Annotated in this window: 20 protein-coding genes; 9 read left to right on the top strand and 11 right to left on the bottom strand. The window is 37.2% G+C overall.

What is annotated here, in order from left to right:
* Positions 1–90: 90 nt before the first annotated feature.
* The 9 genes from H6G44_RS16385 to H6G44_RS16425 form a co-directional block, all read right to left on the bottom strand.
* The gene (locus tag H6G44_RS16385) at positions 91–3,027 is read right to left on the bottom strand and encodes a thioester reductase domain-containing protein (protein WP_190387604.1); all 2,937 of its coding nucleotides are present in this window, start codon (positions 3,025–3,027) and stop codon (positions 91–93) included.
* Positions 3,028–3,050: 23 nt separating this feature from the next.
* A complete protein-coding gene (locus H6G44_RS16390) occupies positions 3,051–3,920 on the bottom strand; it encodes a sulfotransferase domain-containing protein (protein ID WP_190387605.1) in 870 nt (289 codons plus the stop codon).
* Between the two features lie 74 nt (positions 3,921–3,994).
* On the bottom strand, positions 3,995–5,779 hold the full coding sequence (locus H6G44_RS16395; protein WP_190387606.1) for a thiamine pyrophosphate-binding protein: 1,785 nt from the start codon (positions 5,777–5,779) through the stop codon (positions 3,995–3,997).
* A gap of 62 nt (positions 5,780–5,841) precedes the next feature.
* Positions 5,842–6,555 carry a sulfotransferase family 2 domain-containing protein gene (locus H6G44_RS16400; RefSeq protein ID WP_190387607.1) on the bottom strand — a complete coding sequence of 238 codons (714 nt, stop codon included), beginning with the start codon at positions 6,553–6,555 and terminating at the stop codon, positions 5,842–5,844.
* 44 nt (positions 6,556–6,599) lie between these two features.
* A complete protein-coding gene (locus H6G44_RS16405; protein WP_190387608.1) occupies positions 6,600–7,166 on the bottom strand; it encodes a chorismate--pyruvate lyase family protein in 567 nt (188 codons plus the stop codon).
* A gap of 29 nt (positions 7,167–7,195) precedes the next feature.
* Positions 7,196–8,707 (bottom strand): sulfotransferase family protein, encoded by a 1,512-nt coding sequence (locus H6G44_RS16410; protein ID WP_199291857.1) that lies wholly within the window; start codon positions 8,705–8,707, stop codon positions 7,196–7,198.
* A gap of 14 nt (positions 8,708–8,721) precedes the next feature.
* On the bottom strand, positions 8,722–10,014 hold the full coding sequence (locus tag H6G44_RS16415; protein ID WP_190387609.1) for a coproporphyrinogen-III oxidase family protein: 1,293 nt from the start codon (positions 10,012–10,014) through the stop codon (positions 8,722–8,724).
* A 105-nt stretch (positions 10,015–10,119) separates the two neighbouring features.
* Positions 10,120–10,377: an acyl carrier protein gene (locus tag H6G44_RS16420; protein WP_190387610.1), complete on the bottom strand. Its 258-nt coding sequence runs from the start codon at positions 10,375–10,377 to the stop codon at positions 10,120–10,122.
* Between the two features lie 5 nt (positions 10,378–10,382).
* On the bottom strand, positions 10,383–11,870 hold the full coding sequence (locus H6G44_RS16425) for an AMP-binding protein (protein WP_190387611.1): 1,488 nt from the start codon (positions 11,868–11,870) through the stop codon (positions 10,383–10,385).
* Between the two features lie 358 nt (positions 11,871–12,228).
* On the opposite strand from H6G44_RS16425, the gene H6G44_RS16430 reads away from it, so the two are divergent.
* The 6 genes from H6G44_RS16430 to H6G44_RS16455 all read left to right on the top strand — a co-directional run bounded on the left by H6G44_RS16430 (position 12,229) and on the right by H6G44_RS16455 (position 19,002).
* On the top strand, positions 12,229–14,145 hold the full coding sequence (locus H6G44_RS16430; protein WP_190387612.1) for a sulfatase-like hydrolase/transferase: 1,917 nt from the start codon (positions 12,229–12,231) through the stop codon (positions 14,143–14,145).
* A gap of 188 nt (positions 14,146–14,333) precedes the next feature.
* The gene (locus H6G44_RS16435; RefSeq protein ID WP_190387613.1) at positions 14,334–14,753 is read left to right on the top strand and encodes an H-type lectin domain-containing protein; all 420 of its coding nucleotides are present in this window, start codon (positions 14,334–14,336) and stop codon (positions 14,751–14,753) included.
* Positions 14,754–14,805: 52 nt separating this feature from the next.
* Positions 14,806–15,219, top strand: a complete 414-nt coding sequence (locus tag H6G44_RS16440) for an H-type lectin domain-containing protein (protein WP_190387614.1) — start codon at positions 14,806–14,808, stop codon at positions 15,217–15,219.
* A gap of 47 nt (positions 15,220–15,266) precedes the next feature.
* The gene (locus tag H6G44_RS16445) at positions 15,267–15,671 is read left to right on the top strand and encodes an H-type lectin domain-containing protein (protein WP_190387615.1); all 405 of its coding nucleotides are present in this window, start codon (positions 15,267–15,269) and stop codon (positions 15,669–15,671) included.
* A gap of 501 nt (positions 15,672–16,172) precedes the next feature.
* Entirely contained in the window at positions 16,173–17,534 is a 1,362-nt protein-coding gene (locus H6G44_RS16450; RefSeq protein ID WP_190387616.1) for an aminotransferase family protein, read from the top strand.
* 328 nt (positions 17,535–17,862) lie between these two features.
* Positions 17,863–19,002 carry a quinone-dependent dihydroorotate dehydrogenase gene (locus H6G44_RS16455; protein WP_190387617.1) on the top strand — a complete coding sequence of 380 codons (1,140 nt, stop codon included), beginning with the start codon at positions 17,863–17,865 and terminating at the stop codon, positions 19,000–19,002.
* A gap of 76 nt (positions 19,003–19,078) precedes the next feature.
* Here the strand turns inward: H6G44_RS16455 and H6G44_RS16460 are convergent, their stop codons facing one another.
* Positions 19,079–19,804 carry a hypothetical protein gene (locus H6G44_RS16460; RefSeq protein ID WP_190387618.1) on the bottom strand — a complete coding sequence of 242 codons (726 nt, stop codon included), beginning with the start codon at positions 19,802–19,804 and terminating at the stop codon, positions 19,079–19,081.
* 305 nt (positions 19,805–20,109) lie between these two features.
* Between H6G44_RS16460 and mreD the strand changes: the two genes are divergently transcribed.
* Both mreD and ribD read left to right on the top strand, forming a co-directional pair.
* On the top strand, positions 20,110–20,727 hold the full coding sequence (gene mreD / locus H6G44_RS16465) for a rod shape-determining protein MreD (RefSeq protein ID WP_190387619.1): 618 nt from the start codon (positions 20,110–20,112) through the stop codon (positions 20,725–20,727).
* A 5-nt stretch (positions 20,728–20,732) separates the two neighbouring features.
* On the top strand, positions 20,733–21,908 hold the full coding sequence (gene ribD, locus H6G44_RS16470) for a bifunctional diaminohydroxyphosphoribosylaminopyrimidine deaminase/5-amino-6-(5-phosphoribosylamino)uracil reductase RibD (RefSeq protein ID WP_190387620.1): 1,176 nt from the start codon (positions 20,733–20,735) through the stop codon (positions 21,906–21,908).
* A 21-nt stretch (positions 21,909–21,929) separates the two neighbouring features.
* Here the strand turns inward: ribD and H6G44_RS16475 are convergent, their stop codons facing one another.
* Positions 21,930–22,148: a hypothetical protein gene (locus H6G44_RS16475; protein WP_190387621.1), complete on the bottom strand. Its 219-nt coding sequence runs from the start codon at positions 22,146–22,148 to the stop codon at positions 21,930–21,932.
* A gap of 407 nt (positions 22,149–22,555) precedes the next feature.
* Here H6G44_RS16475 and H6G44_RS16480 point away from each other — a divergent pair, with 407 nt between their 5' ends.
* Entirely contained in the window at positions 22,556–24,652 is a 2,097-nt protein-coding gene (locus H6G44_RS16480; protein ID WP_190387622.1) for a DNA phosphorothioation-associated putative methyltransferase, read from the top strand.
* The last annotated feature ends 249 nt before the right edge of the window (positions 24,653–24,901 follow it).

The raw sequence follows: 24,901 nt of genomic DNA on the forward strand, positions 1-24,901 counted from the left end.
AATGAACCCGACATTTGAGAATCAAAACTTAGTACAAGACTGATATTTAAGTTTTATTAGCATTGGTGCTTAAAACTCCATATATTTCCCCTAATCTCTACTTCCTACCTCCTTTCTCGTTTTATATAATACCTGTGCCATGCCACTGATTGTGGGGTGTTGAAACAACTCACCTACTGAAATTTGACTATGAGATTCACTACCTAATTCCCGAACGCAGATTTGTTGTATTTGCTGACAAATCCGAATCATGGCTAAAGAGCGACCTCCTAAGTCAAAGAAATTGGTATGGATACCAATTTTTTCTACACCGAGCACCCCTTGCCAAATAGCTGCAATAGTTTCTTCAATTTGGTTAGTAGGAGCTATATAAGCTATTTCGGGTTGGTGAACAGGTATATTAGTTTTGACTGACCTTAATAAGGGTAAGTCTAATAATTTTCGTTCTGGATCAGCGATAATATCTGTTAGCAAAATTTGAAAATTCTGGAGTATTTCTAAGATTGTAGATTCTTGGAACAGGTCTGTTTTGTAGCGAATTATTGCAATTAGCTGCTGCTGTTTCTCTTTCATAGAAAGGGATAAATCAAAATTAGAGATTCCTTCATTCATCTCCACTAAGTTTATGTTTACTTCTCCTAGTTTTTCAGGTAAACTGAGAACATTTTGTAAGGTAAACATAACTCGACTGAATATATTACTAGATATATTTACAGATGTTTCTAACTGTTGAAAAGATAAATGTTGAAATTCTTGTGCTTCTAAAGTAACTCGACTGACCCGACTGAGTAATTCCAAAAAACTGGGATTTTGTCCAAGATTAGTACGCAAAAGCACTAGATTACTAAAGTAGCCTATTAGTTTTTTGGTTTCATTTTGCTGACGACCAGCAATCGGTGAAGAGAGGATAATATCTTCTTGTCCTGAATATTGATAAAGTAACATCTGAAATCCTGCTAATAAAGTTACAAATAGAGAAACTCCTGCTTTGTGACTTAAAGTTTTCAGATTTTCAGTTAATTCTTGTGATAATGCTAGTGATTGAAATGCTCCTCGATAGCTAGATATTTGAGAGGATGAAAAATCAGTAGGTAATTGCAGTGGAGAAATATCACCACTTAATTGTTGTTTCCAATAGTTAATTTGAGCTTCCAGGACTTCACCTTGCAACCATTGTCGTTGTGATTGAGCAAAGTCTACATACTGAATAGGTAATTCCGAAAGAGGTGAGGGTTTTCCAGTACAAAAAGCTGTGTATAAAGTTGCTAATTCTCGCATCAATACAGTGTCTGACCAAATATCAGTTACAATATGATGAGTTATTCGCAAAATTAAGTTTTCTTCTGCTGATAAACACAACAGTTTGACCCGCAATAATGGACCCTCAATCAGGTTGAAAGGTTCTTGTGCTAATACAATTGCCAGTCGTCGAATTTCACTTTCCTGTTCTGAAGATGAAAGTTCTTGCAGATTGATTATTTGTAACTCAAAGGTGGGATTATTGGTAATGACCTGCACAGGTTGTCCATTCACTAAATTAAATGTAGTGCGGAGGATTTCATGTCGTCTAATTATTTCTATCCAACTTTGTTCTAAAGCAGTTATATTGAGTAAACCTTGGAGACGAAAAACTGCACGTAGATTATGAACAGGATTCCCAGGGTCTAATCTATCAATTAACCACAGTCTTTCTTGTGCAAAGGACAGAGGTAAATTTTGATTGCGAGGAACGGGTTGAATTGCAAAAGCTTGATTTTTTGACTTAATACTAGTTGTAATTGCTTTCCAAAAAGCAGGAGTTTTGGTACTGTTTACAGATTTTTCTGGCAAAGTGGGAAAATAACCACTGTTATGAAAATACTTCAGGTAAATAGTAATTAATTTTTTATCTACCAGAGGGCAAATAATTGATGTCCCTGCTAATCCTGCTAAAGTATAATGTGTATCAAACTCTGGTTTCTTTTTCGTGAGAAATGTGTCTGAAGAATCCAACAGCAATAATAAGGAGGAATAAAGATTATCATGGGGATATTTAGTAGCGTAATCCCTAATTGTCACTAAAAAATCATCATAACTAACTTTCTGCAAAGGATAACCAAAAGAGTCAATAACATCAAACCAATCATGCCAATTAATTTGCTGAGAATTTGTTAAATGAAATGTCTGATTTGAATATTTATCTAACAGGGATAAATGAACAACAGATTGACTTACATAATCAACTGGAACCAAATTTAGATCTGTTTCAATTATGGGGAACTTCTTTAAATTAATACATCCTTTCAGCAAAATACATAAAGCATCTTGGAAGTTACTATTAATTCCAGTTTGGCTATGTCCCATGATTCTTGAAGGTCTATAAATACAAGCAGGTAATCCTCTTAATTGCGCTGTCATTACTAACTGTTCTGCTACCCATTTACTTTGTCTATAACCCCCTGTCAGAGTCAATAATTCAGGTATATCTGCTTCTTTTACTGGTTGAAGTGGATTAAATGCAGAATTGAAAAAAATGCCTACCGTGGAAATAAAATGGACTGGTTTAGTTTGTGAAAGACTAGCTAAGTAAAGTACTTCTTGAGTACCTAAAACATTAGTAGGTTTTAAAGTTGAGTAAGGACAAGCAGAATTAACCCAAGCCCCATTGTGATAAATAATATCAATTTGATTGGCTAATTCATGAAAATGTTCTTTTGTCAGACCAAATAGAGGTTGAGCTAAATCTCCAACTACAGGAATAATTCGGGAACTTAGCTTTTCTTGCCAAAGGGAATAAAGTTGTAAATGCTTTTTAATTCGGTTTTGTCCCGATACAACATCACTACTACGAATTAGACAATAAATATCTGCTGTTGTTTTCTGGAGAAGTTCCTCTAGTAAATAAGCACCAAGAAAACCTGTTGCTCCTGTCAAAAAGATAGATTTAGGAGCTTTTAAATTTTTAGATAAGGGATTATTAAATTGAATGGAGGGATTTAAAACAGCCTCTGCTTGTAAGTTCAAGCTTTCAATAGTAGAATTGATCATATTTTTTTATAACTGTATTGTACTTAAATGTCGTATCCAGCTTCTTGGCAAAGTGGTTTGCAGTATTCAACCAAGTATTCAATACTTTCAGCATCTAATGAATCCTTCCACTTATCAATTTTGCCAGTTCTAAAAGTTCTGGCCGCAGGACTATAAATTTCTGTTAATTGAGAATAAATATTCTCATCAAAAGGAATTTTCAAATAATCAGCAATCTTTTTGACAACATTAATTTGCTTTTCAAAAGTTCCTCCACCTTGCTCACCAACCAAATCTTCAAAATTTGTAAATAAACAGTTTGGTTCATTTTTCCAAGCTAACATTGAACGATAAACTGCTGCAAAATTATTGATTTTTAGCCCAGCTTTTGGGGCATATCCTCCTTCTAAAACAAATTTTAATCGCTCTATTGAAGACATAATTTGCAAATCATCCTCTAAAAAATGCGAAGATGGCATTTTTCCTGTATCCAAAATAAATGGAATTGAAGAAGCAACTACTGCGCGAGGATCTCGAATGATAAATAAATGATGATATTTGATTTCGGATAAGACAGAACTTAAAACTGGAGTCCAGGGAATATGTCCCAAAATATATTTTTTTTCTGGTATGTTATCTAACCAATTCCGCAAGGTAGCTACATTGACATAACAAGGTGTTAATGCACCAATACTAATTTTTTCGTTACTGTATTCTGTGCTGGTTAGTTTTTCTTCATCGCTTAATTTTTTTCTCACCTCTCGATAATTTAAAAACCAAGGTATAGGGCTAGAATCATGATTTTCATGATCAAAATGCTCTTGATAACCCAAGATTTCTATAGCTTTAGCTAATAAATGAGTACCACTTTTAGGTAATGAGTTAATTAAGACTCGATAGGTAGGAAATGACATAGGGAGAAAAGAAGGAGTAGGGAATAGGGGAGAGGGAAGATTAGATAAACTTCCCCAGAAATTAACATTATTAACTAATACATACCCATCGGAGGTATTTCCTCAGAATCAATATGCACATCCAATACTGTTGGACCAGGGTAACTATAAATTGCCTCGAAATTCAACTTTTCTAAATCTTGAGCATGACGGATAATATAACTATTTGCTCCCATAGCTTTAGCCATTAAACTAAAATCTACTGTTGGTAAAGTAAATTCTAGAGGTTCTTTTCCTGTCTGTCGATGGCGATGTTTCACCATTCCATAACATTTATCATTTAAAATCACAAATATTATTGGCAACTTTTCTACAACCGCAACAGCTAGTTCATTTCCATGCATTAAAAAGCAACCATCACCAGTAAGACAAACAACTGGTGTGTTTTTGACTCCTAAAGCTGTACCAACTGCACTACCAATTCCCCAACCCATTGCTGCTGTTTCGATAGCTAAACGATAATTTTCTGGACATGGTGGAAATAAATAATGAATGCTCCAAGATAACCAGTTACCAATATCAACTTGAAACCGAGTTTCTGGAGGAAGATTTCTCAATAATGCACTAATTAACTGTTGTGGTTTAACACAGACTTTTGTATCTGTGTTTTGATAACTTTCTGGTTCTAAAACTTCAATTTGGCTAGGATAGTCTTGGAGTTTTTGATCATGATTGCGGTGAGGAAATAATAGTTTTGAATTCAAATCTAATTTCCCGTTACTTTGCATAGTTTCCAGTCGGGATATTAATTCCTTAAATATGGTCTTAATATCCCCTTGAATTTGCAATTGTGCCATAGAAGAACGGGCAAAATAAATATCTGAATTGTGAATATGTACCAATTTATTATTTAGTATTGCCTTATCCCATACCGATGTTTCCCATTGCCCCAAAGTAGCACCAACTGCTAATATTAAATCAACTGATTCATCAGTTAAAGCTTGACGTGCTGTTTTATGCCCAGCAAATCCAAATACCCCTCTAGCTAAGGGATGATAAGGATCTATACAAGATTTACCACTTTGAGTAGTCAGAATTAATGCATTAATTAATTCAGCAAATCTAATGATCTCCGTTACTCCTCCCCCACAGTCTTTACCAACTAATAAAACAACTTTACGTCCTTGAATTAATACCTTATATAGAGTTTGCCAAAGATTTTCTAATGCTGGTAAATTTAGAAATGATGTGGGTTGGGTAATTAGTTCAGATAAGTTGGGATAGGTAGTAGGTTCTGGAGCCGGAAGACGGGAAATATCTACAGGAATACTCAAATGAACAGGTCCTTTAGGTGAACCGAAAGCCGTTTTTAGTGCGGTAAATAATTTTCTCTCTAGTTGATTAGCATGAGTAACTAAACTATTGTAGCGGGTACAATGCTTTAGCATAGCTACAGTATCTATAGTGTCAGGAGAAGATTCTTGAAACGCTCCCCAGCCAAAATGTGATAAAATCGTTTGTGCTGTAATCACTAATAAAGGAGTACATTCCGCATAGGCAGACGCTATTCCTGTAATTAAATTTGTTGTCCCTGGTCCTGTTGTCGCACAGCACACACCAATTTTACCAGTCTCACGAGCATAACCGTCAGCCATAAAAGCTGCTCCAGTTTCATGACTAGTCAAAATAGCCCGTGGACCTCCTCTTTTTTCGGAGCGTGCTAAGGCCTCATATAAAGGACTATTATGACCACCTGGTATACCAAACACATATTCTATGCCGAGCAATTCTAAGTATTCTACAATTAAATCGCTTAGTGTTCTGTGTTCTTGTTGATTATTGACTATGGATTTGTTTTCTAACGGGATTATTGTTGTCATAATTTATTTCTATGATTTTTTGGGAACATATTTGTGTAGACACAAAGTAAGGAGTAGCAATGCTATATAGCTAAAGGTGTTTTGTGGTTAAACAAGTTTTGTTTGGAGTCGGAATCATATCCATCAAATGTATAACCAAATAACTCAATATCCTCTTGAAAATATTCTTCAACTATTTTTTTAGTTGACTCGGTATAATATAATCTATAATCTCGATGTACTGAATTATTCAAATAGGGTAAAGAGGCTTTGATATTGAGAGTCTGACAAATATATTGGAAGTCCTGCTCTAAATTTTCATATCTACCAATAAAGTCAACAATCAATTTACCATCGACATCAGTGATAATCTCTTTTTGTAACTTAGTCGCTCCTTTAGGAAATGGATTTTTTGTCTTGATTACCCACTCTAGATATTCCTCAAACCCTGTCATTGATTTTACAAGTTGATGTCTAATATGGGTTTCTTCTTTGAGAATAAAATGATAATAGGATACTTGCCAATCCCAAGGATTTCTTACAAAAGCAAACTTATAGAAATTGTTATATATTTCCACAGGTAGTTCTTTTTTTGCATCTTTTGCTTTCGCGTGCCACAGAGAAGATTTCCACATTTCATATAGGGGGTTAATACTATCCCCTAATTTCTCCTGTGGTCGATTAATTTTAAATTTTTCTGGTTCTTTTGCATAGTCTTTAAGAGCATCTCTAATACTTGTGCCAGCCGCTTTCGTAACATGAAAGAAAATGAATTGATGTTCGTAAGATATGAGCATAAAATTATGGTTTCAATTATGCAGGATTTTCCTATTCCTAATTTTTAGACAAAATAGCTTTCGGGAAATTTTTCTGTAATAATCATTATAGGCTGACGATTAGAAAATACTCGATAAGTCCGAGACAGTATTTTATCTTCTTTTTTAATCTTGAAGTAATTTGATAAATCCCCTGCTCTTTCTCTAGCTGAATCAATGATTTCTTTAAATGTTTCTACTCGATGTTCTAACCAAAGTCTTCCAATTGATTCTTGAGATTTTAGTAATCTTTCTCTAAATATTTCATCTAGTCTAGATGGAACAATCACAGACTCAGCATAAATCCAATTTCTTCTACTAATTTTACCCTGAAGTAAGATTTTTCTTTCAATTACGTCATCACCAGTTTTTAGGTCTAATGCGTGAATCGGTTGGGCAGTTAATACAGGTTTTTCAGATAATTTAATAATCTGAATTTTTTCCATTAAATAAGATTCTAATATCTCAGTTAACGTACCATCTGTTGTCAAAATAATTCTTTGAAATGTGCTGAGTTTTGATGGCTCTAAGTGATTGTTAGTCAACAATTCTTCTAAATCTGCTTCTATTCCGTTCAATTCTTGAGTTTGCATCTGGTTTAATTTTCCTTGGTATTATACATTTATGAGATCTTGTTTTTTAATCGAGTCAATAGGGGTTCTAAACCAGGTAATACTGCCTCAATTTCTTTTTCATTTTTGCGCCATTTATCTGGTGATGGTTCAGACAAAGTTCTTCTAGCTACAGGCAGAGATTGAGATAAAATTTCTTCGATATGTTTATCCCAGCGCAATTGGGCAAATTCAGCGATTTGGCTGATGGTTTTTTTCGGATCTTGAATTAGGTCATAGTAGTTGACTAGATGCCAGGATTTTTGGGGCAGGGTTTCTAAATCATCTAAAATATAAGCATTAGCAGTATACCACTGATGGGCAGCAATTTCTACTATAGAAGCTTCCTGCAAAGATTCCCATCCAGGAGTCAGGAGAAAACACCATTGACGATAAGGCCAACCAGAAAGAAATTGGTATGAGGGAAAACGTTGCGACCTCCATCCTTCCATCAAACTACTGATATTTTCTCGCGGTTCTCGATACAGGTAGACAAACAATGCTTCTGGAAATACAGTTTTCAAAAAAGGAATTCGCAGCGCATTTTTAGGGGTTTTTTCGAGAAATCGAATGATGGGAAGACGCTCGTTAATGGGAAAATTTAGGTATCCTTGTGCTTCTCTATCTTGTAGTTGTCTGGTGAATCGCTCTGTTAAAATTGTCGGTATATGAGGTAGCACATCATCTTGGGTCAAGCGGTTAGAACTAAAATTTTGTGCTGCTGGATGTAGTTCGGGAATCCCTTCTATAATTTCATGACTTTCATCTCCAATTGTCCATAAGTCAGGAAACTGAGCTAAAGTTTCAAATAACAGGGTACTACCTGCTCTTGGGGCAGAGACAATAAAGATTGGTTTGGTAAATTTCGGGAGGGGAAAATTTTCTTTGAGTAATTCTAAATCAATTAACTTTTGTACTATGTCGGCTATTTGAGTTTCTGTAGTCTCCCATTCTGAAGGTAAACAATGTTGTATTTCCTCTAAAGTTGAGGGTGATGTAAATAATTGCAAAACCTGCAAATGTTTAGGTAATGTGAGTAGACGCTGATAACTTTTTTGTAGTTCCAGATTTTCTACAACTTGATAGCAAGCATTTCTATTCAGTTGTGGTTTAGCTTTAAGTTTATTTCTCGCTAACAACAATTGCTTACTAGATAATTGTCTACTAGAAGATTTAGATGTTGATAACATCGAAGTAATTGTACTAATGGCGTTCCTACTCTCTAATTGTGGTAATCTTATTGTCTCCTCAAAGTTGAGAATTAAATTTCGGTAAGTCAATTCTCCAGAATATTGGTTACCAAATCGGGAAAAGGCTTTTTCCCAATTGCGTCTAAATTCCTGAATACCTGTACTCAGTTTTTGTAACTCCTGAGGAGATATCTGGGAGTTTTCTAGTTCTGAAAGTATTTCGGTGGTGAGTTTGCCAATTTCTGCTGGGGTCAATATCTGTAAACCATCAGGTTTCCAGGTCGGTTGACTATCACGATTTGGTAAGTAGGAAACGTCATCAGATACAATCATGTTGAACAAACTCCCTAATTCATGCTCTTAATATAATCTGCCAAAGTTTGTCCTACATAATCTCCATAGAGAATACCTTTTGCAGTTAATTCTATATGTTGTTGAGATATGGTGATAAAATCTTCTCTTTGGAGTTTGGTCAATAAGTCAGAACATAGAAATTCTAATCTGAAACCATGTCTTTTTTGAAACTTTTTCAAATCTAGACGCAGTAGTTTCATACCTAGTAACACATCCCGCACCATCAGATCCAAACCAGTGAAGCGGTATCCACGAGCTAGTGGTAGTTCTCCAGCAGCAATCATTGCTGAGTATTTATCTGTATCGCTACTGTTTTGGAGAATGGAATCTTCTAAACAACCAAAGGCCGAAACTCCTAAACCATAGAAATCCATTCCCTGCCAAATGTTAGCAATATATTCACTGCGATCGCTATTATTTTTGGTATAGGTAAAATAGCTCCAAGGTTGATAATTAGCTTGTGCAAATCTGTCCATTGCATACTGCATAAATTGTATTTCTTGTTCATCTGATGGTAGATGAACAACTTCTTCTCGAACACCAAGTTTATAAACTTCTGTGTTCGCAAATGCTTCCATTTTATAAACAGTGATGCTTTCTACTCCTGTATTAATCGCACATTCTAGGCTATTGCGCCAAGTTTCATTAGTTTCTCCTGCTAATCCACTCAACAAATCAATATTAATTGCCCATTTACCTTGACCTGCTTTCTGGGCAATCTCTATAGCTCTGTAAGCTTGTTTCTCGTCGTGTCCTCTACCGCTCAATTTAATTACTTTATCGTCAAAAGATTGTACACCCATGCTCAGACGATTTACTCCCAATTGAGCTAAGACTTCCATCTTAGATTTGGAAATTGTCAATGGTTCACCTTCAACAGAAAATTGTTTTTTGTCTCCAAAAAACTTGAAGTTTTCCTCTAAAGCTTCGACGATTTGGACAAATTGTGACTCTACTAATAAAGTAGGAGTTCCCCCACCGAAATAAACCGCGTGAATTGGTCTATTACTAAGTTGGAAACGTTCCGCAGCCATTTTAATTTCTTGGCAAAGATAATCAACATATCCTTGCACTTCTGGTCTTTCTTTTAAATCAATAGTTTTGTAGTAACAGAAGGAGCATCTTTGAGTACAAAAAGGAATATGGACATAAAGGCAGATTGGCTGCGGTTTCAATCTTTCGTCTAAAGCTTCCTTCTTCCACTGCTTAAAGGGTGGATAGTTAGGAGTTAAAGTGAGACGCTGGGGATGAAGTTCTGTGGTGTTAAGTTCAGCAACTAAAGTCATAACTTTTTTCTGCAGGTTTTTAAACGTTCGTATGTTCTTAATTCAACTAGATCACAAAATATCTTCAACAAAGAATTCTGTTGTTTGCTAAATTTGTTGAATCCGTCAAGATTCCATTTTTTTAGCAATAAATTCAGCCAATACTTGTAAATTACTGAATGAGGCCAGATTTAGCTCAGAATCAGAAAAACTAATAGAAAAATGATTCTCCATTAAAGATATTAACTCAACAGTGGCAATAGAATCAAAGCCTAAACCATCCTCAAATAATGGTAAATTTTCATCAATTTCTTCAGCCTGGAGATTGACATCCAGTTCTTCAGCAATAATTTTTTTCAACTTATCTACTACAGTAGCAGACATAGTAATTATCTCCTAACTAAATTTGTGAAATCTGTTTTGTTGCCTATGGCAATAAGCGTTTGTCGATCTACTTTACCATTAGATAATAAAGGCAAAGACGGCAGAAGCAATATGTGTTCAGGAATTGCCCTTTTAGGTAATAGCTGAAAACAGGAAGCCCGGATCTCTTTTTCTGACAACTGACTATTTTTAGTAAGAACACAGTATGCAATCAGTCCTTTCCCCCGTTGACTGTCTCCTTGTGCTTCAACTACTACCGCTTCTATACCCGGAATAGTCTGAATTGCCTTTTCTACATCTGAGAATATCACCAAAAGACCATCTCGGTTCACACTGCGATCAGAGCGGCTTAAAACTTCTAAATAACCATCTGAACTAATCCGACCCAAATCTTTAGTACAAAACCAATTACAATCTACATTTTCATATATGGGTTTTCCATCCCGATCAATATAGGCCTCAAAGCCATATTCATGCTGACACCAAAGTTCACCCACATCATTGTTCTCATTGGTAAATTCTCCTTGATTTTGTTCCACCCGCATCCGTACACCTGACACAGGTAAACCTAACTTTTGGATACGAACTTCTAAAGGTGCTTCTGGACTAGCTGCTGCCATTACCCCCATTTCTGTACTACCGTATAGTCTTACCAAGCAACCAAACTGAGATTCATACTTTATAAAAGTATCCTCTTTCATGGTGTCACCAGCGGCTACTGTGAAGTTATATGGTCGAGAAGATTTACGCCCTTTCAGTAAAGTTTCACAAAAAACTGGAGTCATAAAAGCTACATTAGGATTAAATTCTTGCTCTCTTTGCAGATAGCGTAACAAATTAGCTCCCTTTTGTAAATCAATACAAGCTCCTACGGACACACTGGGGAGAAAAGCTGCACCTAAACCATACATATGATACAGTGGTACTGGTATTGCTACCCTAGCATCACTAGTCAGATTTAGTCTTTGTCCACAGTTTAAAGCATTTTGCCATACTTTAGCGTGGGAATGAACTACAAGCTTAGGAATTCCTGTACTTCCTGATGTGCGGAGATAAAGTTTTGCGGTCTTATCATCCTCTTTTTGAGCGTGATTATTCCATTCTGGATTTTCATGAATGAATATAAAAGATTCTGGCTGCTCCCAATTAATTACTTCCCCTTGATTAGTCAGGCTTTCAGGGATAATCCGATAACGGCAAAATGGGGGAACAGATTGCTGTAAGTTTTGTGGTGAGGCTGTTTTAACTTCCTTAGGAACTAATAAAAAACTATAACCAGCCTCTAATAAATATAACAATGTTAAAGCACTAGTTAAAGAATTTTCACACTCCAAAACTAAACAATCTTTGGTACTAACATCCTGCTGGGCAAAGAAATTTTTTAGATGTACAAAGATATTTTTAATATCTTTGTATGAGCAGGAAAGTAGTCCATCCGTTATAACGTTTTCCGGTTTTGAGTTTAAGGATTCCAGGTCTTGAATTAGCAACATAATGATTTATTCCCCAGCAAAGTCCATTTGTATATTTAGACATATTGACTGTATTTATCCATTTTGGTACAAGTTATTGTCATAACTCATGCTTAGTATTTTTTATACTAATGACACTTAGGGAATTTGCGATTAACCATAGATTGCACCCGCTCAATGGATCTAGAAAGTTAAATGTGCCTTTTGGCTGCGAAAAGCAGCACATTGCCAAAAAAGCAGTTTCTTTAGCACTGAAAAACATGATACAGACTATATCAAATATTGTCAATTTTTTTTTAAAGAGTTGACACATAAAAATTTTTGATATACCATCAGTGCCAGGGTAATAAAAAAACAACAAATTAGGAGTTATCCGAATATGACCTCTGGAATAGGTAGCTTACCGACAAAACCCAACATTGTAATTTTACTGAACGACCAAGATAGTGCTGCAGTAGCAGAAACTTGGCCACAAAGCTTTGAGGAGGAAAACTTACCAGCACTAAAGCGTCTAAAACAAAATGGCTTAAACTTCAAAAAAGCATTTATTGGTTCTGCCGCTTGTTCACCTAGTCGAGCTTGTTTTCTTACTAGTACTTATCCCCAAGAAAATGGCGTTTTACAAACTCTAGGAGATGTAAAATCAGATGACCGTGTGAGCGCTGTTAGTACCCCTGTTGGTTTCGCTCAAAGTGTTCTCCGTCCTACCCAGCTTAACCTGGGTCATATGCTTAAAGCTGCTGGATATAAAGTTTACTGGAAAGGCAAGTGGCACTTGAGCCACCCCGTCAATGGTACTAATACCTGGACTGATGAAGACGTTAAGTTTATGAAAGAAGCTTACGGCTTTGATGGATGGAATCCTAGTGATGCAGGTATTACCAAAATCGACCCTCAATTATTTGGAAAAGGTTTGTGCTTACATGACATCCGCTTTTTGGAAGGCAATAAAAATGCCTGTGTTCAAGATGCTGATAAAACCAAGGCTTGTAAACAACCTTTAGTAGATGCAGAAAGTATTCTGGAATTTATTGAGAGATATAATCCTGAAGACGGTCCTTTTTGTCTGATTGTATCTTTAGTTAATCCTCATGATATTCACTCTGCTCCTCACTTTGAGCCAGAAGCAGGATATGACGAGGAAGAGTTTCGCCATTTTAACCTTCCCGTACCTGCAAATGTAGAGGAAGATTTATCAAGTAAACCAGAAGTCCATGAAATCAGAAGACAAGGGGCTAGAGTTGGTGATGCTAATGTTTCTAAAAGACTAGCAAAAGAAGCAAAAGAGAAACTAGCAAAAGCAAATACTACTGGACTGACTCAAACAGAAATTGATAAGCTCAAACAAGAGGCTGCAGAGTTAGAAAAGAAATCCAAACGAGTAGTATTTGGAGAAGCAAAGAGTAATGCTGAGATTCCAGAATCTCGACAACTATTTGTGAACTTCTATGGCTATTTGAAGAAGATCGTAGACGAGCAAATGAATAGAGTTCTCGAAGCGATGGATGAGAAGGGTTTGCTTGCAAATACTTTAGTCGTAAGGACTTCTGATCATGGTGAGATGTGTCTTGCTCATGGACAAAGAGAAAAGAATTACTTTGCTTATGAAGAAGTAATGCGCGTTCCTTTGGTCTTCTCTCATCCCACACTATTTCCCACACCACGGGAAACCAATGTTTTAGCTAGTAGCCTTGATGTCTTACCAACTTTAGCGCGTATTGTTGGTGTCTATGATATGTTCAAGTATGCGTTTAAAGGATCTGATCTCACACCTTTATTTATAGATCCTGAAGCAAAAATTACCTGGTCTTTTGACTCAGAAACAGAGCGGGACTCGATTCATTACGCTAGTGATGATGGTTTCTTACCAGATCGTTTTCAATATACTCCTATTTACATCCGCACTGTCCGCACTGATAACTGGAAGTATTCAGTTTACTTTAATAGGTTAGGGAACAGATTTGAGTACGAGCTGTACAATTTAGAAAATGATCCTCAGGAAAATAACAATCTGGTTGGTGTAGCTAGATATTTTGACAAACAACAAGAGTTACATACCAAGTTACAAACATTAATGATCAAAATGGGGACTGTACCTACTCCCTATTGGATATATACAGAAGCAATGCAGAAAACTTCATTTGTACCGCCACAATACTGGCCTACAAGTCCTGAAGCTGTATTGGGTGGTAGAATGCAGTACGAAGCTAATAAAGCTCAACAAAAATTCAGACGTTCAACCCTAATTCAATCCCAGGTGAACCAAGTATCTCCTGATTTGTGGTGGGTTGGATAAAACCGAGAAAACTGCCCATTGAGATAGTGAAGTCATTGTAGAAATTGCTGAGGGTAGAATGATTTCTGCACCTACTCTCAGATTTCTACAAAGTTTCTAAAATTACATCAACGATTAAATTTTGGTGAGAAAACATGAAAAAAATTGCGGGGATTTTGTCATTACTTCTGTGTTTAGCAACATTTTTTATGACTCCATCAGCTCTAGCTGACGTATCTCCAGTTCCAGTAATAACCTCATCTCCAGTATCTGTACCAGTTCTAGATGAAAACGATCCTATCTGGAAACTAAGTTCACCAACTTTTACATCTCAGGGAGGTACTGTATATCACGGTTATGTTATTAATCCCAAACTTTGGAATCTCACAACCGGAACGGGATCACGGAAATTTGTGACTCATGTTTACTTTGAAGAACCCTATCAAAATATACCTACAGTCACTGTTTCTCTAACTGGATTAGATACAAATAATCTAGCCAATCAACGCATTGTGGTTAAACCTATTAATATCACCCTAACTGGATTCGATTTAGAATTTAGCACTTGGGCTGATAGCGGAGTTTATTCAGTTTGGTCAAATTGGACTGCTTTTGGCAATAATGCTTGATAGAAAATTTAGCTAATCTGCTGAAGACAATAATTTTTGTTTGGAGAAAAGAATGAAGAAGATACTGTGCTTTTTGTCCCTAATTCTCTGTTTGACAACATTTTTCATTTCACCATCAGCTCAAGCTCAAACTAGTGAACTCAACCTCCAAAATGTTAAGGAATTTAAAGTTCAGGGGGGAGCATTAGTTAATGGTTATTCTGCTAACCCTGAAAAATGGAATCTTTTAACTGGTACTGGAAATCGTGAATTTACCAGTCACGTTGATTTTAAAGAAGCCTATGCCCAAAAACCAGTTGTTGTGTTAGCAATTTCTGGTTTAGACGTATTAAATGCTGCCAATAATCGAATTACAGCTACAGCTACAAACGTTACTCCAACAGGATTTGATATCAATTACAAAACCTGGGCAGATAGCCAGATTTGGTCGGTATTTTTGAATTGGACTGCATTTGGTGGTAAATAAAAAAATTTACAACCTATCTAGTAAAACAATAGATATTGGGAAGAACAATGAAGAAAATTGCTTGGCTTTTGTCTTTAATTTTGTGTGTTGCTACTTTGATGATTTGTCCGCCAGCACAAGCTGCCCAAGAGTGGGAAATGATTTCACCCTATTTGCGATTTCAAGGTGGTAATCTCTATTACGGTGCCTATGAAAATGGACAAACATGGACTCTTAATCAAGGAACTGGAGAGCGGAAGTATACCAGCCATATTGATTTTAAAGATTCCTATGTTATTCCTCCCAATGTGATTGTTTCACTGACTGGGATAGATGGGGATAATAAAGCTAATAGTCGCATTAATGTTGTGGCTACAAATGTAACAGAAACAGGATTTGATATAGAATACAAAACCTGGGCAGATACCAAAATTACTTCAATTTGGTCAAGTTGGACTGCATTAGGCGAGTAATATTCTTTCTTGATTGTAATAGTCTTAGAGGATGTTTGAAAAGTCGGACAGGTTCTAGACTGATGAAAAATCAAGGCTAATGGAATCACGTATTCTTGGTCCAGTAAATGACAGGCCATGGCTAACATGGCCACAATGATCTAGTTAAACTGACCGAAAAAAGTCGGATACCAGCCCCGTCCTTTTAGGACGGGTTTATAGTAAACTAGGTATAGTCGCAATAGGGTATTGGGAGACTATAAACGGACACTCCAGACTGGACAGATTTTCGGTAGCATCGGTCAATGGAGTGTCAAGTAATCCTCGCTCATGAAAGGACGAGGAGGTATGTCAAATTGTTGCTACATTTATTTCTGGTAGGAAGCACTGCAATAGTGTTATGATGTGTAAATTGGGCTGTTTATGATTTTTGAGTTTTTGTTTTAGAAGACAATAACTCCACTTTATCAGCCCTCTTTTCATCCTATTTTTTTAGCAAAGGTATTGACAAGGTTAGTAAAAATGGAACAAGCAGAATCACACGTTTTTTATGCAGCCGGTTGGCATAAATCTTATCCAGTAGCAGAATATGGTCAAGGCATATATTTATATGATTCAGATGGTAAACAGTATTTAGATGCCATTGGTGGTACTCATGTTATTTCCATAGGACATGGTGTAGCGGAAGTAGCTGATGCTATAGCAGAACAAGCTCGTAAACTCTGCTTTGTTCATAAAGCCCAATTTACCAGTGAGGCCCAGGAACGTTTGGCTGATATGGTAGCAGCAATGGCCCCAGAGGACATGGATCGTGTAGCTTTTGTAACTGGGGGATCAACAGCTAATGAAATAGCTTTCCAAATGGCCCAACATTATCATCGAGAAAGAGGAAACCCTGGCAAGTATAAAATGATTGCGCGTTGGCATAGTTATCACGGGAGAACTATTGCTACTGTAGCCATGTCTGGTAGTCTCTTTGTGCGACGTGATTTGCCTCCTTTTGACTTACTCAACTTTCCGCATATTCAACCACCACACTGTTATCAATGTCCATATGGTTTGACTTATCCTAGTTGCCAACTAGCTTGTGCAAACGAATTAGCTAGAACTATTGAACAGGAAGGACCAGATACTATAGCTGCTTTCATAGCTGAACCTATTATTGGTGGGGCTGGCAGTGCTATTGTACCACCACCGGGTTATTATGAAAAAATTCGGGAAATATGTGATTTTTATGACATCTTGTTTATCTCTGAGGAAGTGATCACGGGTTTTGGTCGAACAGGTAAAAATTTTGGGATTCAACACTGGAACGCTATACCAGACATTATTACTGCAACTAAAGGTTTAAGTAGTGGATATGCCCCTATAGGAGCGGTTATTCTGCACAAGCGTGTTTATGAGACTTTTACAAAGAGTAAGAGAAACGGATTACCTGCATTTTTAACCTATTCTGGACATCCCATCAGTTGTGCTGCTGCTTTAGCTGTGCAAAAATACATTCTCAAGCATAATCTCATTGAGCAATGTGCAGTTATGGGTAGGTACTTAAAAAAAGAGTTGCAAAAACTGGCTGATAGAGAGCCTCTAATTGGGGATGTTCGTGGAGAAGGTTTATTGTTGGGACTGGAGTTTGTTAAGAATCGGGAAACTCATCAACCTTTTGAGCGATCGCTACATATTTCGGAAACAGTTGTCCAACAAGGTTTTAAAAATGGGTTAATCCTCAGAGGTAGATTTGGTACTGGTATTAGATCAGATGGAGATCACATTTTAATTTCTCCACCCTTTATCATTACAGAGAGTCAATGTGATGAAATTGTTACTCAGTTAGAATTAACTATTAAACAGGTGAGAGAGTCTTTAAGTCTAGTGTGTGTCTAGTTTAATTTTGGGGAGGTTTAAATTTCTAGGGGATGGAAAAATCTTTCCCCTAAAATGACCGCAAATAAGTATACAAGCCCCTCTATCTTGATTCTGCATATATTCCTTTAATATTTTTAGTGGTGCAAGCCTAGGGCATAGCAAAATAAGTAGAATGCATAAAAAATAAAGGTCTTTAGTATATTATCAGAAAATCTGAATAATGTCTTTATATAAATCACATCTGCGGGATCAGAATTGAAAGAACTAAAACATTTTTTAACCTTTTCCAGTTCACGCAAAGCTATAATATGAACGTAATTATGCGTTAATTGACTCCTCGCTTAAATTGGACATTTATCAATTATTAGTTGGTCATTTTTTATTTACTCTAATGAAAACTGACCCAGAGTGGTTACACAAACAAACTATTAGTAGTCTTAATTGGTTGGCAAAAACCAGCTATTATCCGGCTAATAATTGTTTAAATCATCTGCTGTACCAATCTTTATCTCTCCAAGATCTACGACTAGAACAAACTATACTAGGAATGAAATTTCCTAATCCGTTAGGTTTAGCTGCTGGATTTGACAAAGACGGCGTTGGTGCTACTTTGTGGCATAATTTTGGATTTGGTTTTGCAGAATTGGGTACTGTTACTTACCACCCCCAACCGGGAAATCCTCCCCCACGGTTATTTCGTTTACCTTTGGATCAAGCAGCACTTAACCGGATGGGTTTTAATAATGCTGGTGCTGTGGCTATAGCTGCAAGACTAAGGGAGGGGAAAGAAAACTTGAATTATCCAATAACTATACCTATAGGCATAAATTTAGGTAAATCCAAGATAACAGCTTTAGAATCAGCAGCCCAGGATTATCTAAAGAGTTTGCAGTTACTAAAGGATTTAGGTGATTACTTTGTAGTTAATGTTTCCTCTCCCAACACTCCAGGATTGCGATCGCTCCAGGATGCTACTATGCTCAGTCAAATACTAGATGTACTGCAACAGGAAAATAGCACTAATAAACCCATATTTGTGAAAATAGCCCCCGATTTAGAATGGGAAGCAATAGCCGACATTATTAGTCTAGCTAAAACTTACCAAATTGCCGGGTTAATTGCCACCAACACCACTATTAGCCGAGAAGGACTAAAAACCCAAATCATTGAAAAAACAGGTAAATCTCCCCAAGAGGAAGCGGGGGGAATTAGCGGAAAACCAGTGCGAGATCGGTCTACAGAAGTAATTCGCTTTATTTACGCACAAACCCATGGAAAAATGCCAATAATTGGTGTAGGGGGAATATTTACCGCAGAGGATGCTTGGGAAAAAATTACAGCGGGGGCTTGTCTCATTCAAACCTATACAGGCTGGATTTATCAAGGACCAATGATGGTACGCCGCATCCTTGCTGGTTTATTAACCAAACTAGAAGAAAACGGCCTAACATCCATCAGTCAAGCAATAGGGATGAATAATAGGTAATTCGATTTTATACTGGATTCTGGATTATCAGGAATTAACTCCAAGCTAAAATCCCAAAAAATTTTTTCCTTCTTACCTATTCCTGAATTGGGAAAAACTCCTTAGACCTACGAGAATAAGACCAAGCAATACCATCAGGATCACGACTACGACACCAATCAGCAAAATCTGGGTCATTGCGTCGTTTGTAAACCGTACTGGAATAGACATTTAGCCGTTTAGCTAATTCAGATTGAATCAGCGAACCAAAAACTAACTGTGCTTCTAGAGGTTTTTTAGCTTCCTCATGATTTGTTGCCGGCAAAGATTTAGATTCAGGGTGTGCCTCCTCCTGGGGTATTGAGGTCGGTGCAGCTAAAAAAGAACGAGCAACTTTAGTAACTGGTTGAGCCGGAAATTCTTCCAAGGATTCACTACTATCAAAAATATCGCCGAGAATACTGGCATTAATAAAGTAGTAAGATTGATCCTCATTTTCAGAATTTAGTACACTGGCACCAAATTCCCTGGCTTTACCATCTAAATAACGTTTGGCCGCATCTCCCGAAAAATTACCCTTAATTGCCAAATCCATCGGTGTAATTTTTCCCTGGTTTTCCTGAATTAACTCATAGAAAAGTGGGTTAACTTGGTTACACCACTTTTCCCATCGAGATTGCTGCCAAAGATTGAAAGCCATTAACAGCAATAAGATTACCAGTAAAACTCTCCAGGTACTGACCAAGAAAACAATCAAAAACGATATCGGCAAAATTAGAACCAGAAAACTTTTGCCTGAGCTTTCTATGGTTTTTCCATTCATGCTGATTTTTGCTAAGTTAATTTCTAGAAAATAATATTTCTATTTTGGCAAAAATTTGCACATTTATTTGTATCTTTTGGCAAAAATATCGGCAATTATTTGGCAAAAGCTACGTAATTAAAAGAAAAGTAACAGATAAGACCAAGATAATCGTAGAAAATTCCGGTACAGCGAGATTTTTGCCAAAATCAAATGGGAGTCCCAGACAATAAATCAGCGTGTGGTCAAATTAGCTTCATAAACATTAAAATTAGAGAATGATAGACCCTTAGATATGCTTGTAACCAATCACAAATCACCAAAATATGAAGATACCTGGATTTCCTGGTGACAAAGATAAAAAGGCAACTTCCCCACGACGAAAATCCTATGCTTTAATTCCCCCATTAGTGCTTTGGCATCCCTGGTGGCATCAATTTACGGATTGGATGGTGATATTGGGAACAGTGCTATTATGTTTACTTATGTTACCAACTCGGTTCCCTGGTTTAGAACTATTAAGCATAAGTCCCAACTGGCTACTGATTTGGGTAGTGGCTTGGAGCGTCAATCGCTCAGTATTTTCCGGTATACTAGCCGGGATAATTTTAGGGCTATTGCAAGATGCAATGACATCACCTCATCCGACTCATGCCTTGAGTTTGGGGATAGTCGGGATGTTAACAGCACTAATTCAAAAACATAGGTTTATTCAAGAAGACTTTATTTCTATTGCTTTAATTGTATTTGGAATGGTTGCGGTGGCAGACACCATTTTTGCTGTGCAGTTATCTTTAGAAGGAAATCGTTATCTAGAGAGCATTTGGACATATTACCAGCGTGCCACCTTGACCTCGGCAATTCTCAGTAGTTTGTGGGCACCTGTAGTTTATTATCCTCTTAGTCGCTGGTGGCAGCAAATCAAATTAATTCGTAACTCATAAGTCAAATGGATAATTCCCCAGGGTTCTCTCCCACACCTGCATCTTTACCCCAAGATTCTCAAATTGTAGAACAGCCTCTAGTTAATGACATAAATGAATTTGACTCTCTCATAATGCTACGCTGTCTGGAATTAGCTCGCACTGCCTTGGGGCGTACCTCCCCAAATCCATTAGTCGGAGCGGTAGTAGTCCAAAATGGCCAGATTCTAGGAGAGGGGTTTCATCCTTGTGCTGGTGAACCCCATGCAGAAGTTTTTGCACTTAGAGCCGCAGGAGCAGGAGCGCGGGGAAGTACTGTGTATGTGAATCTTGAACCTTGTAACCACTACGGACGAACTCCTCCCTGTTCCGAGGGATTAATCAATGCTGGTGTGTCTAAAGTGGTGGTGGGAATGGTTGATCCTAATCCCTTAGTAGCAGGTCGCGGGATTGCACGGTTACGGGACGCTGGTATAGAAGTGGTAGTTGGTGTAGAGGAGGCAGCTTGTCGGCGATTAAATGAAGGTTTTATTCATCGTATTCTCTATCAACGACCTTTAGGGATTTTGAAATATGCTATGACTTTAGATGGCAAAATTGCCACTACTACTGGTCATAGTGCTTGGATAACAAATAAAGATGCCCGCACTCAAGTACACTGTCTCCGCGCCGCTTGTGATGCTGTCATTGTTGGTGGTAATACAGTTAGAAAAGATAACCCGTATTTAACTAGCCATCAAGTGGAGGCTCATAATCCCCTGCGAGTGGTGATGAGTCGTAGTCTAAATTTACCAGAACAAGCTCGGCTATGGGATACTCAGGAAGCTGCAACTTTAGTTTTAACTCAAGTTGGTAGTTCACAGACTTTTCAGAAAATGCTGTGGGAAAAAGGGGTGGAAGTGCTGGAATTTAGCTCACTGACACCAGAAACAGTAATGACTCATTTATATGAGCGCGGTTTTTGCAGCGTGCTATGGGAATGTGGAGGGGTTTTGGCCGCTAATGCTATCGCTCAAGGGGCAGTCCAAAAAATTATGGCATTTATCGCCCCCAAAATTATTGGTGGTGATCATGCTCCTACACCTGTAGGGGATTTAGGTTTCACCAATATGACTGAGGCGTTAACTTTAGAGCGGTTAAGTTGGCGTGTTATCGGTGATGATTGCTTAGTTGAAGGTTATTTACCACGAGTAATTAATTAAATAAGTAGCATGGATACTCAACTATGATTGTTGGCGTTCATAAGCTAAATCACGAATCAGACTCAGCCGAGATTGAATATAGCCACAGAGGAAATCAATTTCACTGGCATCTAAAAAGGCTTGATTAGTTATTTGTTTAACCAACCACTGTACTAAACTAGCATCATCAAGCTGTAGCAGGGTTACTGTATGTGTATCTTCAACTATAGACCAAAACTGACGCATGATTGTGGGAGTCATTAGACCTCTATTTATCATTAAATTAGTTCTTTTTACATTACACAATTCTGATATTAATTGACTGTACAAATCTACAACTAGATATAACTATTATTAAAAATTTAATAAGTAACGGAATATGTTACTTAAAATCAAGAAATGTCAAGTTATATGAATTAAGCCAAAAGTCAGGATTCAAAAGGAAAAATGTTTTGTGGAGGAAGTTTGATCATCAATTCCAGTTCATAATTAACTTAGTGGTTGCCATAACAAAAATTTACTTTCCTCAACAAAGCTTATAAAAAAAATAGACGATTTTGCCTCCGGCCTCTTGCTTCTTGCCTATTCCCCACTATATAATTTTGGCAAATGAGATGATAATGGTTAAATTTGAGAATAAATGAAATGTAATTGACGGAAATACCTTCATGTTTCATCCTATAGATTTGAGTAACATAACCGAATATTGCCAGAACAATCCTGTTGGCAAAATGTTACCTGATGCTTTTTACATTCATATTTTAGCATTACATACTCTTGATCCTTGGCTTCAAGAATATGAAAGCCGTGCCCGGAGTGCTTTACCTAAAGTTCAAGTGCCAACTATAGTTAAGTTTAGCACTAATAAACCGAAAATTTCCTATCTATTTTATCCTGATTTTGATACTGATCCTCATCCGGCTCTACAAGCTAGTATCCAGGTTGACTTAGAAACTCTAGAAGTCGGTTATCGGGATTACAGTAATTCGGAAAATCCGCCCATTTTGCACCGCAAGGAAACCTTTGTTACCCCAGAATATCCCCTCTATGAAGAGTTTGCTGCTTTGACTCGCGCTCAAGTATCCTTAGGATTACTGAATCATACTAAAGGAATTGGCACTAAGTTGGGTTGGGAACAACGACTACAAGTTTATGGGGTGGAAGTTCAAGGACATTGCTTAATTAAACGGGATAGGGTTTCTACCACTACAAGCCCAGTCCCAAAAATAGATCGTCATAAAGCCGCTATTATTCGTCCTGATTTATCTCGTCCTGTGCGTTTAGCCTTAGAATCTGGCTTATTCAGTCCAGAAACTACCTTTTTTGATTATGGTTGTGGACATGGTGGAGATGTTACCCGCATTGCTGACCAGGGTTATATAAGTTCTGGTTGGGACCCTTACTACTCCGCAAATACACCGCGGATAGCTGCGGATATTGTGAATATTGGTTTTGTGATTAATGTGATTGAAGACCAAAGTGAGCGCCGGGAAGCCTTAATCCAAGCTTGGGAACTGACTCAAAAAGTGCTGCTGGTAGCTGCTCAGGTCTTGATAGCCGATATGAAGAGGGGTGTAATTGCCTATGGTGATGGCATTATTACTAATCGTAACACATTTCAGAAATATTATGAACAGGAAGAATTAAAAATTTACATTGACCAAGTATTAGGAGTGGATTCTATTCCCGTGGGCTTGGGTGTTTATTTTGTCTTTCAAGATGAAGCTGACGCGGAGTTATTTCGCGCTTCTCGTTTCCGTTCCCGTGCGACTACTCCCAGGATACGTATTTGTGTAAAACGGTTTGAGGAACATCAGGAATTATTAACGCCGTTGATGACTTTTATGACGGAACGCGGAAGACTACCTATTCAGGGAGAATTACCTCAAGCAGCCGCAATTGCTGAGGAATTTGGGAGTTTACGTCGGGCTTTTAATCTCATTATACAGGCAACTGACTCAGAAGAATGGCAAGCGATCGCTGACAAACGCCGTCAAGATCTCATGGTTTATTTAGCACTATGTAATTTTAGCCGTCGTCCCAAATTAGGACAATTAGCACCAGCGGTAAAGGAGGACATAGTTGGTTTATATAGTAGTTATAAACAAGCCTGTTTAGATGCTGATCAAATGTTACGTAGTTTAGGAAATACAGAACTAATTATTAAACGTTGTCAAGAAAGTAAAGTCGGGAAAAAATTACCTAATTCTCTTTGGGTTCACATTTCTGCATTACAAGCTGTTGACCCTTTATTACGTCTTTATGAAGGTTGTGCGAGTCGCACTATTGGACGGTTAGAATCAGCAAATGTGATTAAATTTCATCTAAAAACACCCAAGATTTCTTATTTATTTTATCCTGATTTTGATATTAATCCCCATCCAATTTTATCAAAGGTGATGATAATTGATTTACGAGATCTACAGGTCACTTATCAAGATTATGATCTCGAAGATGACCCGCCAATATTGCACCAAATAGATGCTTTAGTTACTCCCGACTATCCCCAATATGAGAAATTTGCTAAGTTAACTCGTCAAGAAGAAGATAGGGGACTTTTAGATAATTGGCGCAGTATTAGTCATGTTTCTGGCTGGAAAAAATGTTTGCAAGAAAATTGTACTGTGATCAATGGTTATAAGTTATCATGGTGCAAGGATGGTGATGCTTATAAGTTGAAAGCACTTAAAGCAGCTTTGAGAACTCGACAAAAAAAGAATAATGTTGCTCACGCAGAGTCGCAGAGTCCCAGGGAGGAGGAATAGAGTTTTTTTAAGTTTGTTTTGCTAGGTTTATCCAGTTTTCAATTCCTTTTTTTGTCGGTGTTCCTAAGTTATTAAATGTCCAAATATCCCGTTTATGTTGTTGTCCATAACTAATGTGAATTGGTTGATAGTTACTCAGAAGTGTTGAATGTTAAGAAAAGCCTGATAAAAATAGCCAAAAATATGTTAAATTTTGGGCGAAGGATTAAAATATTTTGATTAACCATGATCATAAACTCATTTCCCAAG

It is taken from the genome of Aphanizomenon flos-aquae FACHB-1287, assembly GCF_014698755.1.
In the GTDB taxonomy this organism is placed as follows: Bacteria; Cyanobacteriota; Cyanobacteriia; order Cyanobacteriales; family Nostocaceae; genus Dolichospermum; species Dolichospermum flosaquae.

Bases quoted from the DNA above. Each gene is read 5' to 3' on its own strand.
- H6G44_RS16385 (WP_190387604.1), bottom strand. From the start codon at position 3,027: ATGATCAATTCTACTATTGAAAGCTTGAACTTACAAGCAGAGGCTGTT.
- H6G44_RS16390 (WP_190387605.1), bottom strand. From the start codon at position 3,920: ATGTCATTTCCTACCTATCGAGTCTTAATTAACTCATTACCTAAAAGT.
- H6G44_RS16395 (WP_190387606.1), bottom strand. From the start codon at position 5,779: ATGACAACAATAATCCCGTTAGAAAACAAATCCATAGTCAATAATCAA.
- H6G44_RS16400 (WP_190387607.1), bottom strand. From the start codon at position 6,555: ATGCTCATATCTTACGAACATCAATTCATTTTCTTTCATGTTACGAAA.
- H6G44_RS16405 (WP_190387608.1), bottom strand. From the start codon at position 7,166: ATGCAAACTCAAGAATTGAACGGAATAGAAGCAGATTTAGAAGAATTG.
- H6G44_RS16410 (WP_199291857.1), bottom strand. From the start codon at position 8,707: ATGATTGTATCTGATGACGTTTCCTACTTACCAAATCGTGATAGTCAA.
- H6G44_RS16415 (WP_190387609.1), bottom strand. From the start codon at position 10,014: ATGACTTTAGTTGCTGAACTTAACACCACAGAACTTCATCCCCAGCGT.
- H6G44_RS16420 (WP_190387610.1), bottom strand. From the start codon at position 10,377: ATGTCTGCTACTGTAGTAGATAAGTTGAAAAAAATTATTGCTGAAGAA.
- H6G44_RS16425 (WP_190387611.1), bottom strand. From the start codon at position 11,870: ATGTTGCTAATTCAAGACCTGGAATCCTTAAACTCAAAACCGGAAAAC.
- H6G44_RS16430 (WP_190387612.1), top strand. From the start codon at position 12,229: ATGACCTCTGGAATAGGTAGCTTACCGACAAAACCCAACATTGTAATT.
- H6G44_RS16435 (WP_190387613.1), top strand. From the start codon at position 14,334: ATGACTCCATCAGCTCTAGCTGACGTATCTCCAGTTCCAGTAATAACC.
- H6G44_RS16440 (WP_190387614.1), top strand. From the start codon at position 14,806: ATGAAGAAGATACTGTGCTTTTTGTCCCTAATTCTCTGTTTGACAACA.
- H6G44_RS16445 (WP_190387615.1), top strand. From the start codon at position 15,267: ATGAAGAAAATTGCTTGGCTTTTGTCTTTAATTTTGTGTGTTGCTACT.
- H6G44_RS16450 (WP_190387616.1), top strand. From the start codon at position 16,173: ATGGAACAAGCAGAATCACACGTTTTTTATGCAGCCGGTTGGCATAAA.
- H6G44_RS16460 (WP_190387618.1), bottom strand. From the start codon at position 19,804: ATGAATGGAAAAACCATAGAAAGCTCAGGCAAAAGTTTTCTGGTTCTA.
- mreD (WP_190387619.1), top strand. From the start codon at position 20,110: ATGAAGATACCTGGATTTCCTGGTGACAAAGATAAAAAGGCAACTTCC.
- ribD (WP_190387620.1), top strand. From the start codon at position 20,733: ATGGATAATTCCCCAGGGTTCTCTCCCACACCTGCATCTTTACCCCAA.
- H6G44_RS16475 (WP_190387621.1), bottom strand. From the start codon at position 22,148: ATGACTCCCACAATCATGCGTCAGTTTTGGTCTATAGTTGAAGATACA.
- H6G44_RS16480 (WP_190387622.1), top strand. From the start codon at position 22,556: ATGTTTCATCCTATAGATTTGAGTAACATAACCGAATATTGCCAGAAC.